The organism is Arthrobacter sp. RCC_34 (assembly GCF_041360795.1).
In the GTDB taxonomy this organism is placed as follows: domain Bacteria; phylum Actinomycetota; class Actinomycetes; order Actinomycetales; family Micrococcaceae; genus Arthrobacter_E.
In genome coordinates this window covers 692,350-703,808 of the sequence record NZ_JBFUPW010000001.1, presented here as the reverse complement: position 1 = coordinate 703,808, position 11,459 = coordinate 692,350, and the positions used below count along the sequence as shown (strand labels likewise).

8 protein-coding genes are annotated in these 11,459 nt (G+C 66.2%); 5 read left to right on the top strand and 3 right to left on the bottom strand.

Annotation, left to right across the window (positions count from 1 at the left end; translation table 11 throughout):
* Positions 1-169: 169 nt before the first annotated feature.
* The 4 genes from AB6732_RS03245 to AB6732_RS03230 all read left to right on the top strand — a co-directional run bounded on the left by AB6732_RS03245 (position 170) and on the right by AB6732_RS03230 (position 6,358).
* Positions 170-2,872 carry a GH25 family lysozyme gene (locus AB6732_RS03245; RefSeq protein WP_370958251.1) on the top strand — a complete coding sequence of 901 codons (2,703 nt, stop codon included), beginning with the start codon at positions 170-172 and terminating at the stop codon, positions 2,870-2,872.
* A 61-nt stretch (positions 2,873-2,933) separates the two neighbouring features.
* Positions 2,934-4,946, top strand: a complete 2,013-nt coding sequence (locus AB6732_RS03240; RefSeq protein ID WP_370958249.1) for a DUF6541 family protein — start codon at positions 2,934-2,936, stop codon at positions 4,944-4,946.
* Entirely contained in the window at positions 4,943-5,914 is a 972-nt protein-coding gene (locus AB6732_RS03235; RefSeq protein ID WP_370958247.1) for a hypothetical protein, read from the top strand. The genes AB6732_RS03240 and AB6732_RS03235 overlap by 4 nt, the downstream gene beginning before the upstream one ends.
* Before the next feature lie 396 nt (positions 5,915-6,310).
* Positions 6,311-6,358, top strand: a complete 48-nt coding sequence (locus tag AB6732_RS03230; protein WP_370959584.1) for a hypothetical protein — start codon at positions 6,311-6,313, stop codon at positions 6,356-6,358.
* A 748-nt stretch (positions 6,359-7,106) separates the two neighbouring features.
* Here AB6732_RS03230 and AB6732_RS03225 read toward each other — a convergent pair.
* Together AB6732_RS03225 and AB6732_RS03220 are read right to left on the bottom strand one after the other, a co-directional pair.
* A complete protein-coding gene (locus AB6732_RS03225) occupies positions 7,107-8,171 on the bottom strand; it encodes a glycosyltransferase family 2 protein (RefSeq protein WP_370958245.1) in 1,065 nt (354 codons plus the stop codon).
* Positions 8,168-9,928, bottom strand: coding sequence for an ABC transporter ATP-binding protein (locus AB6732_RS03220; RefSeq protein ID WP_370958243.1), 1,761 nt, complete (start codon positions 9,926-9,928; stop codon positions 8,168-8,170). The genes AB6732_RS03225 and AB6732_RS03220 overlap by 4 nt, the downstream gene beginning before the upstream one ends.
* A 185-nt stretch (positions 9,929-10,113) precedes the next feature.
* Between AB6732_RS03220 and AB6732_RS03215 the strand changes: the two genes are divergently transcribed.
* Complete coding sequence (locus tag AB6732_RS03215) at positions 10,114-11,112, top strand: hypothetical protein (protein WP_370958241.1); 999 nt, start codon at positions 10,114-10,116, stop codon at positions 11,110-11,112.
* On the opposite strand, the gene AB6732_RS03210 is transcribed toward AB6732_RS03215, so the two are convergent.
* Entirely contained in the window at positions 11,085-11,459 is a 375-nt protein-coding gene (locus AB6732_RS03210; protein ID WP_370958239.1) for a DUF2304 domain-containing protein, read from the bottom strand. The two genes, AB6732_RS03215 and AB6732_RS03210, sit on opposite strands and share 28 nt — an antisense overlap.

Here is an 11,459-nt window from a genome sequence, read left to right as displayed (position 1 = left end):
TGTCATGTTATGAAATATTCCACTTCGCGCCAAGTGGCAGCCCGTTCCCCTGTGGACAACCTCTCGACGTCCTCTGACTCATCCGAGAGCGCGCTGTTAGTCTGGTGGCACGCGTGAGTCCGCCCCACTCCCGTGTTTCCCCCTCCTCCTCTGCCCACGGAGACGTCTCATGCACCACGGGTTCCAGCCCGCTTCCCCCGCCCACCGTCGTCGATCTTTGGCCAGGAGTCTGACGTCGGCTGCGCTGTCCACCGTGCTGCTCGTCTCCGTCGCGTACACCGCGGCCGCGGCCCCCACGCCTGAGCCGAGCGGACCGTCGACCGCCGCGCCGGCGCCCACCCGGCTCCCCCAGGCGCCGTCCGAGCCTCTGCCGAACGGACAGACCGCGGGCGACCCCGCCGTCGCACGCCATGCGGTCGGGCGCGAAGGCGCGACCATGCGCACGAACGGCGAGAAGAAGCGGCTCCTGACGCCACCCGGCGATGGACCCGCTCCGAAGCCCGAGGCGCTCACGGCGCCGGAGACAGCTGATGAATCACCGACGAGCGGGCTCTCGGGTTCGGCGACCGGGCTGTCCCGCACCGCCCCCGCCGCCTTCAGCACTTCGCACTGGCGGCCATCCTTCGGAGTGCCCGGCCAGGACGTGAGCGCCTGGCAAGGAAATGTGAACTGGGCGAGCCAGTGGAGCCTCGGCTCCCGCTTCGCTTATGTCAAGGCCAGTGAGGGCACGTACTACACGAACGACAACTTCGCCTCCCAGTACAACGGGTCCGCGAACCAGGGCATGGTGCGCGGCGCCTACCACTTCGCCATCCCCAGCTGGTCCTCCGGCGCGGACCAGGCGCGGTACTTCGCCTCCCACGGTGGCGGCTGGAGCGGCGACGGCCGGACCCTCCCTCCCGTCCTCGACATCGAGTACAACCCCTATGTGGGGCGCACCGACCTCGGATACAACTCGGGCGACACCTGCTACAACCTCGCGGGCGCCCCGATGGTCAAGTGGATCACCGACTTCGGCAACACCATGCGGCAGCTGACCGGCCGCTACCCCGTCATCTACACCACCACCGACTGGTGGACCCGCTGCACCGGCAATTCCGCGGCCTTCTCCTCCTACCCGCTGTGGATCGCGGCGTACCCTTCGTCCGCGAGCAACACCCCCGGAACCCTCCCGGCCAGCTGGCAGCAGTACAGCATCTGGCAGTACAGCGACGAAGGACCCTTCGCCGGCGACTCCAATGTGTGGAACGGCGACCTGACCGGCCTCTCACGCTTCGCCACCTATGGCGACTCCACCCGGTTCACCGCCGTCGGCGACTTCAACGGCGACAAGCGGCCCGATCTGGTGGGCATCCGGCCGGACGGCACCCTCGCCTTCTTCCCGGGGAATGGCGCCGGTGGGTACGGAACGCCCACCTCGATCGGTCGTGGCTGGAACGTCTATCAGCAGCTCATCGGAGTCGGAGATCTCAACAGCGACGGACGACCCGACCTTCTCGGCATCCGTCCCGATGGCTCGGCCTGGTATTACGCCGGAACCGGAGCCGTCAACTCCGGAAACCAGGGCTACGCACCCGCGGTCCGGCTCCCCGGCCTCCAGTGGTCCTCCTACAGTCGGATCCTCGGTGGTTCAGACCTGAACGGTGACGGACGCCCTGACCTCCTGGCCCTCGGTCAGGACAATTCCCTCTACCTGATCCCCAGCCTGTCCGCCCCCAGCGCCTCCGCATCGGGATTCGGCCCGGTACGGAAGCTCGCCGGGACGAACTGGGGCAGTTATCCCCTCATGACGCTCAGCGCGTCCTTCACGAAGTCCGGAACTCCCGGCCTCATCGCCTCAGACACCACGGGTGCCCTCCTGCTGTTCCCCGCGCTGGGGACGGTCGACACGGCAGGCAACGCCTTCGGCGCGCCGCTCAAGGTCGGGAACAGCGGCTGGGGGCAGTTCAGCGCGCTTCTGAGCACGGGCGACGCTGATCAGGACGGACAGCCCGACCTGCTGGCTTTGCGGGCCGACAGCACGGCCGTGTTCTACCCTGGCGCGGCGGGTGATTCCACCGGGTACTCCACGGCGAAGAAGATCGGCAACGGCGGTTGGACGGCGTTCGCCGCTGTGACCGGCGGGTTCAACCTGAACGGCAGCGGTCCTGCCGACACGCTGGGCATCTATCCCGATGGCAAGACCCTGTTCTACTCCGGGACGAATTCGGGCCAGCTTGGTGCCGGAACGGTGCTGACCACTTCGTTCGGGCCCGTGAAGACAGCCTTCCTCGGTGACTTCACCAGCACGGGGCGTGGCGACGTCCTGACCATCCGCCCGGACGGCACACTGTGGTTCTCCGCTAACAACGGTCCCGCCAACGGCCTGCCTCGTTTCGCCGCCCCGCGTCAGATCGGTGGCGGCTGGAACATCTACCAAACGGTCCAGGCCGTGCGCAACCTCAGCGGCAGGGGAAGCTGGGACTTGGTGGGCATCAAACCTGACGGCACCTTGTGGCTCTACCCGGGCAACGGCAACACTACCTTCGCCACGCCCCAGAAGATCGGCAACTCGTCGTGGCAGAACTTCACCTCGGTGCTGGCACTCGATGGCAATGCGGACGGAAGAACTGACCTCTACGCGGTCCGCCGCGACGGAACGCTCTGGTATTACCAGGGGACCGGAACGGCGCCCTATCTGGCGCCAGGCCGGCAGGTCGGCAGGAGCGGCTGGACGGCCTACAAGGACCTCGCGCCGACGGGCGATCTGACGGGTGACGGCCGGCCGGACTTCATCGGGATCAACACGGCGGGCTCGCTGTGGTTCTATGGCGGCACGGGGATGCCTGAGTCCGCTCTCGCACCGGGAGTGGCCCGCGGCTCACTTCGGTGATCGGTTGCTAGACTGACCGGGGCCTCAGGGCCTCCTCAGTCCGATCCGAGAAAGGCCTTCAGTGCTGAATTCCTGGCTTCCGGCCCTTCCGGCGACGATCGCCGCCGCCTTCGTCCTGGTCCTCCCAGGAGCCGTCGTGGGACGGATCCTGGGAGCGCGCGGGCTCACCTGGGCAGCGGTTTCAGCACCCCTCTCGATCACCCTGATCGCACTCGCCGCCATCGCCGGTGGTCTGGTCAGGGTCCCGTGGAACGTTTGGGTGCTCGTGGGATTCACCGCCCTCGCCGCGGCACTCAGCGTGCTGCTGATGTGGTTCCTGAGGAAGCGTGGATGGTTGCCGGAAGCGGAGGCTGGGCGGGCTGGGCTGCGGTCCGGGCGCATCGTCCACATTCTCAGCGTGGCGCTGGGGCTACTTCTCTCGGCGGCATTCATGATGCGCCGCCTCGCGCAGATGATCGGCGTCCCGGAACACTTCTCCCAGCGTTATGACAACGTGTTCCACCTCAACGCCATCCGCTACATCCTCGACACCGGCAAGGGGTCCTCGCTGACGTTGACGGGCTTCGACCCGACCAACAACCCAGGCTTCTACCCCGGGGCATGGCACGACACGGTTTCGCTTGTGGCCCAACTGTCGGGCGCCGACATCCCTCTGGCAGTGAATGGCACCACGGTCGCTCTCCTCACCCTGGTCTGGCCGCTGGCGTGCTTCCTCCTGACCCGGGCTCTGGTGCCCTCCACGGCAGGAGCCGCACTCACCACCTCTGCCGTGTGCTGCGCCTTCGCATTCTTCCCCCTGCACCTGCTGGACTGGGGAACGCTCTACCCCAATCTCCTCTCGCTCGTCCTCCTGCCCGCCGCCCTCGCTTTGGCGCTTGCGGTCTTCCAGAGTCCATTCCGCGCCTGGCGGCGTCGCGTCGTTCCGGCCGTGCTACTGGTCGGTGTCCTCCCGGGAGCGGGTCTCGCCCACCCCTCGGCGATCCTGACACTCCTCCTGCTCGGATCGGTGCTGTTCGCCGTCCTCTGGTGGCGCGAGTTGCGCCGTTTCGTCCACATGCGAGGCCTCCGCCGGTTCCTCTGGTTCACCGCGGCGCTTGCCGCCTATCTCGTGGTATTCGTCGTACTCTGGCTCAAGCTGCGGCCTTCGAAATTCGGCGCGCATTGGCCGCCTGTCACCTCCCCCGGTCGGGCCCTCGGCGAAGCCCTGACGTTCTCCATGCCCGGTTTGCCGGAGGCCTGGTTCATGACGCTCCTGGTGGTGTCGGCTCTGGTCATCCTGCTCCGCCAGCACCGGGCACCGTGGTTCGTGATGTGGTTCGCGCTGACGTGTTTGCTCTATGTCTCAGCAACGGGCATGCCGGACAGCCCGTACCGAGACTTCCTGACCCAGACCTGGTACCACGATTTCCATCGGCTTGCAGCGCTCAACGTGGTGCTCGCCATCCCACTGGCCGCGTTCACACTGTGGGCGATCTGGGGATTCATCTCGAAGGTCTTGACACGGGCTCTCGCCGCGATCGGCGCGACAGGCCCGTCCGTGCTGAAGCCCCTTGCCGCGGTGCTCGCCGTCGTGCTGGCCGGAGGTTTCGGACTTGCTCTTCAGAACAGCACAATCAACCCCAACCTCAACTCCGGGGTGCTCCGCGGGCAGTGGGCCTTCAGGCCAGACTTCCCGAAGAATCTGCTCAGCTCGGATGAGGAAAAGCTGTTGAGGCGCCTGGACCGCGAGGTTCCCGCCGGCTCAGTGCTGATCGGACTGCCGTCATCCGGGGCTGCCCTGGCATACGCCTACACGGGCCGATCCGTGATCCTGCCCGCCATGGGCTCGACTCCCTCTCCCGATGATCTCAACCTGACCACCGGGCTGAACAGTCTGGACACCGACCCCTCAGTCTGCGCGAGCGCCAAGAAGCTGAACGCCATGTATATCCTCGACTTCGGGACCACCGATCTGGCACCCAGCACGGCAACCTACACGTTCCCCAGTTCCGCCGACCTGTCGCGGCTCAAAAAGGTCAAGCTGGTCGACCAGCAAGGCCAGGCACGCCTCTACAAGATCGAGGGCTGTCGATGAGGGGCCCCCGCGTTCTCCATCTCGGCGACCTCTCCGGAACGTCGCGGGCCGTCATCGAAGTGGCCCGTTCCCTCGGGCTCGACTGGACGCTGCGCGACGTGCCTGCCGGTCGTGGCCGCTCACCGCTCGCAATTCTCGTGGCCCGGCTGAAGGACCTCTTCGCAGTCCGGACCCTGAAACCAAAGCCTGATGTTCTCCACATCAACTATGGCGTGTCGGGTTACTACGGTTGGGGCCGGCGTGGTGTCGTCCTCCACCTGCACGGGACCGACGTGCGCCAGGATCTGAACTCACGGTGGCTCGGCCCCGTCGTGCTGCATTCCCTGCGCACAGCGGATGTCGTCCTCTATTCCACCCTCGATCTACGGGAGGCGGTCACAGCCATCAGGCCCGATGCGCAGTGGTTCCCCGCTCCCGTCACCATGGCCTCCTTGGAAGAGCCCACGGAGCAGCCGGTCACTGGCGAAGTCTTCTTCGCGAGCCGCTGGGATGACACCAAAGGTGCCGTCGATCTCCTCCAGGCCGCCAAGATCATCGCGGAGCGGCATCCGGAACTGACCTTGGCCGGGCTCGACTGGGGAACGCACCGCGAAGCGGCGGCCGCGGCAGGGATCGCACTCTTGCCGCATCTCGAACCCACGGAGTTCAGAAAGCGGTTGGAACGGTCTCAGATCGTGATCGGACAGCTTGCGTTCGGGGTGCTGGGGATCAGCGACGTCGAGGCGCTGTGCGCCGCGCGGCCTCTCATCGCGAACTTCGCCCTCGCCCCCGTCCCGGAGGACGTGGCGCTGTTCCAGGCCGCTTCAGCTTCAGAAGTGGCCGAGCAGGTGGATTCGATCCTGCAAGCACCCCACGACGCCGAGGCGCGCGCCCGACAGGGCCGTGCCTGGGCGATCACGCACCACAGCCCGGTGGCCCTGGAGCAGACGCTGGAGTCGATCTACTCCGGGCTTCCCGGAAGCCGCTGAACGCGCCGGGCCCCGGACGATCAGGCCCGGCCCGCGATGGCCGCCAAAGCGTTCTCCCAGCCCTTGACCTGCTCTTCGGCGGAGAGAGGCGACGCCGCCCGGTGGGCAGCCCGCTTCCATCCGTCCACGGTCTCCGGCGTCAGGCTCTTGATGGCTACAGCCAGTGTCTCCGGCGCGAAATCATCGATCACCGTGCCGAAACCGTACTGCTCGACCAGCGTCTGCATGGCCGGTGACGGGCCGATGATGACGCCCAGACGCGCCTGGACGGCCTCAAACAACTTGTTCGGCAAGCTCTGCTTCAGATTGAACGTGCTCGGTGGGAGGAAGACGAGGGCAACGTCGTAATCCCGCAGATCCGAAACGATCTCTGCATGAGGGACGGGGTCGCGGAAGCTGACGCTCGAGACACTCGAACCGCGCTGGCGAAGCTCCTCCAGGTAGTCGAGCTCGTTCGGCATCAGGACCAGGTCGAGAGTGACTCCCTCGGGGGCTTCTTCCATGGCGTCGATCATCAACTCAAGGCGGCGGTACCGCTGAGCGGCCCCGCTGTGGATCAACCGGATACCGGGCCCCGTGGCCCCAGGTGACCATTCCTGGAAGGGCGCCGCGTTCGTGACCACGCCGAACGGCATGCCGAACTCCGCCGAGTAACGGTCGGCGATGCCCTGGGAGACGGTGGTAGCACTGGAGAGCGACGGGAAGTAGGTGCGGCACAGCCAGCGCTGATACGGGGCGACGAACCAACGCCAGGTCCGTACGGTCTCCTTCTCGCTGGGCGCGTACTCGTGCAGATCAGCGTGCACTCCCAGCCGGGGCTGGAGTTCCACCGCCAGAGGAACGGCATTCAGGTCGTTGGCCAGGATCATGTCGAAGCGGCGCCCTCGGAGCGCCTCCCGTGCAGCCGCGATCGCCGGGATCGCGCCGTAGACATGGGCGTAACGGCGCAGTATCAGCGAGGCCTTGTCTGACGGCCATGCCTGGGCATCTACAGGCAAGGCAATGTGCTCGTCAACACCCTCTGGTCCCTCTCCCAACCCGCACGTGGTCACCCGGTAACGGCTCTTGAACAGTTCCACTTGCTTGAGGACACGCGGGTCAGATGGAATCCGGGAAAAGGAGATGATGAGCAGGGACGGTGTGGTCGTCATGGTTCCTCTGGCTTGGACAGTGTGAGCGGATCGTGTACGAGTCAGCGCACAGGAAGGTATGAACGGAGAAAACCTCTGAGGGGCCCCTCGGCGCGGAGGCCGCACCGCCAGACGGCGGGAAGAATTCGCGACAGCCGCCCGGAGCGCCGATATGCATCCGCCACCACGGGCCATCGCTCCGGCTGGCTCGCGGACGAAGAGATCCCGTCCGCGAAGGCTTGCTCCGCGATGCTCAGCGGGACCTCGGGGGCGAGTTCACGGACGACGGCGCATGCGGCCGAGAGCACCTCAGTGTCAGTTCCGCCGCGTGCCGGGTCGTCAGCGTGGCGGAGGAAGGCGGCGAAGACGTTGATCCTCCACAGTTTCGCGGCGATCGCGCTCCGCTGCCGCACCCCCAGGGACTGGAGCCAGTTCTGATCGAGCCGCAGAATCGGTTCAAGTTCCTCCTGCAGCGTCCAGCGGCGGGCGCTGACACGGTCGGGACCGCCACTCGTCAGATGGTAGACGCCGCTCCGGGGATACTCGATCCGGGCGTCGGAAAACCACAGCCTGAGGCCGATCTCGAGGTCCTCGCCCGTGCCGAGACCTTCGGTGTAAGAAGCGCCCGCGGATTCCCAGACATCCGCACGCCACAGGCCACGCGGTGCGCTGGCATAGGCCAGCCCGTCTCGGGCAGGGTCCAGGGCACTCGTGCGGCCCCAGCGGCTACGAGGCGTGAGAATCCGGTTGCCGTGTTCATCCTGCAGGGGTGCGGCCAGCAGCCCCGCGTCGGTCTCGTCCAGGACTTTGGACCATGCGGCGAGCGAACCGGGAGCGAAGAAGTCATCCGAGTCGAGAACCGTCAGGTATCGTCCGGTGGCCGCCCTCAACCCCAGATTCTTGGGGCCTGCGGGCGACGCCGTCCCGTCTTCGAGTTCCAGGAATCGCACGTCTTCGCGCCCCACCAGTCCGGGCACCGAGGCCGTCAGCGTATCCCGAGTGATGTTGTGGCAGACGATGGTCACCCTCACCGACACGTCATCGTTTCCGGCGAAGGCGGACTGCACGGCACGTTCCAGCGGCCGATCCACCGTGTGCACTGGAACCACGACTTCGACATCGATCACCGGATGGTCCGCTCATCGACGAGACCCGCCAGCGCTGCCTGCTGAGCGAACTCCGGAACCGTGCGGACGAGTTCTTGGAAGGTGCCGGACGCGACGATCGTGCCACCCGCCATGTAGTGGATCACATCGGCGTGGAGGATCGTCGAGAGGCGGTGAGCCACCAAGATGACAGTCACCTTCCCGTGGAGCTGCTGGACCGACTTGCTGATCGCCTCCTCCGTCGCGTTGTCGAGAGCGGACGTCGCCTCATCCATGACCAGAACCGTCGGCCGGGCGTACAGGGCTCGGGCGATGCCCAGCCGCTGGCGCTGGCCGCCGGAGAACGAGAGTCCGCGTTCGCCGATGACGCTGTCCAACCCGCCGTCGCGCCTTTCGACGACTTCCAGCAGCTGAGAGCCATTCAGGGCTTCGCGCACTTGATCGCGGTCGAAGTCACTGGACCAGCTCAAGGCCACGTTCTGAGCGACCGTGCCGTCGAAGAGCGACACGTCCTGCGGCACGTACCCGACACGCGACCGCCAGTCGGTCAGCATCCCGCTCAGGGGCTTCCCTCCGATGGAGATCTCGCCCTGGTCCGGCTCGACCAGACCCAGGAGCAGATCCACGAGGGTTGACTTGCCGGCGCCCGAGGAACCGACGAACGCCACCGTGCTGCCGAACGGGATCGTCAGATCGACGTCACGAAGGGCGGGCTCCGCGTCCGGTCGGTACCGGAATCCGACGTGGCGCAGTTCCAGGGATGTGGCATGCTCTGGCAGTGTGCCCGCCGTCGTCACCGTGGTCGCACTCTCCGCGGCCAGCTGGATCGACTTCACGTCCGCGACCACCACTTCGGCATGCGGCGCCGCCGTGGCGCATTGCGTGATGATGTTCTGGAATCGCTGGATGCTGGGAGCCATACGGAAGCCCGCAAGGGCGAAAAGTGCCACCGAAGACGCTGCACCCGCAGTGCCGGCGGTGAGGAAGCCCACCAGCCCGACCACCACGAATCCGCCGATGAGGGCCGACTCCAGCACATAGCGCGGGACGATTCCCAGGAACTGGATGTTCGCCCGAGCGCGGGAGGTGTGGATCCGGTCAGCATGAACCACCGCAGCGACTTCGGCGCTCTTGTTGCGCAGCGTGATCTCCTTGAGCGCACCCACCATCTCGGTGAGAAGCTGCGCCACTTTGAAGGAGTAGTCCCGGTTGACCCGGCCTGCGACCATCGACCGACGGGACACCAGGAGGTGGAGCACCAGACCCACGGCGCCGAGGTAGATGACCGAGGTGAGCGCTGTGATCGGCGCAGACACCACGAGCACGAGAAGGACGACGACGAACGTCAAGGCCTCCCCGACAAGTGAGACGGCGGGAAGCAGGAATCCTGCAATGGTGTTGGCGATGCCCACGTCCGCGATACGCACCAGATCCGAGGAGTTCCGGCGAAGACGTTCCACCCACGGCGCTTTGAGATACGCGTCGAAGAGCCGGTCACCCATTTCCAGCTCCACCGCCGCGAAGCGCCGAGTGGCCCACCACTGGAGGAGAACCGCGAAAACGCCCTTCAGCACGATCAGCGTGCAGATGGCTCCGATGACCCAGAACAAGCCAGGACCGGACACCTCCCACCCGAGGATCGGCACCCGGAAAACTCCGCCACTCGTCAGAGGGGCGATGACCAGAGCCAGCAATGCCATGGCGAAGGCGTCGAAGAAGGAGAGCACTGCCAGGAGGAACGAATACAGGCCGAGGAAACGCACACTCGACGCCGGCATGATGCTCAGTACGTTCCGGTAAGTCCTCAAAAGTGCCTTCACAGCTGCCCCGTCCTGCTGGACCGGTCTGCATTCACACGCACAGCACGCCGGACAGGCGCCGAAGAAGTCACATTGCTCATCTGGACAAGTCTACAGTCGCGACACCTGAACTCCGCGAGAGCCGGATCGGCGATAATAGGACGGTGCCAGCTGAACTCGAGCCCCGCGTCATCCACATCAACGACTGTGCGAACGTGGCCAGAACCCTTGTCGACGAGGCGCACCGCCGGAACCTCAGCTGGGACTTCATGCCACCAGATGCCGTCCGCCCGGGACAGGGATTCGGCTCAGGGATGAAGGCCCGCCTGGCTCAGCTGCCCTACCAGCTGCGGCATGCCAGCGCGGCCCTGGGGCATGACGTCCTCCACTTCCACTACGGGACGACGCCGTCCGTCTTCGACAAGCCGTTCCTGCCCCGGAAGCCGTATCTCCTCCACCTGCACGGCACAGACATCCGGACGCAGTGGCCACAGCCTGCGTTCCATGACCAGATCCAGCGTGCGATCGACGGCGCCCAGGGCGTCTATTACACGACGCTGGACCTCGAGGAGAACGCCACCGCCGCCCGGCCGGACGCGCAGTACCTACCGGCTCCCCTGATGTTCGACAGGATCCCGGAGTGGTCCGCGCCCGAGGGAAGGACCCGGATCTCCTTCGCGTCGCGCTGGGACGACTCCAAGAATGTGGCCCTGCAGCTCGAAACCGCGGCCGCCCTGGTCAAGGCTTTTCCCGACGCCGAGGTGCTCGGTCTGGACTGGGGTCCGGGAGCCGCCGAAGCGCAGCGACTGGGCGTCCGCCTGGTCCCCAAGATGCCCCACGGCGACTTCCTGGACTATCTCGCGGGGGCGAGCGTCGTGGTCGGCCAGTCGGCGGGCATTCTCGCGGTGAGTGAACTCGAAGCGCTGGCCGCCGGCGTCGTGGTCGCCTGCCCAGGGACCCAGTGGACCGGCCCTGCGGGCGAACCACCGGTGCTGCAGGGCACGCCGGAGGAGATCGTGGAGCAGGTCAGAGTCACCCTCGAAGATCCGGCGGCGATGGCCTCACGTCTGAGCGGTCCTGCGTGGGTCCGTAAGAACCACAGCGCCGCTGACCAAGTGGCCCTCCTGCAGTCGGCTTACCGTGCGGCGGCGTCGTCTTCCTGAGCATCGCGCTCCCACGGGCGGTCCGCCTCGTCAAGGGCGATGCGGCGAGCCAGCTTGGTGGTGGTGCTCTCCATCTGGCGGAAGCGCTGGAAGGTCGTGGCGGACGACACCAGGAAGGCCACGATGAAGCCGTACAGCACCAGGTCGGCGCCGCGGCCGATGCCGAAGAAGTGAGCCACGGCGCTGAGAATCTCAGGGAAGATCACGGACAGTGCCGCGACAAAAGCGAACACCACCAGGAAGATCCGGCGGATCGCCATGTGACGTGCGTTCACGCCGCCCCGCATGAGGGCGAGCGAAATGAGGATGACGGCGAGAACCAGGACGATTTGTACGAAGATCTGCAC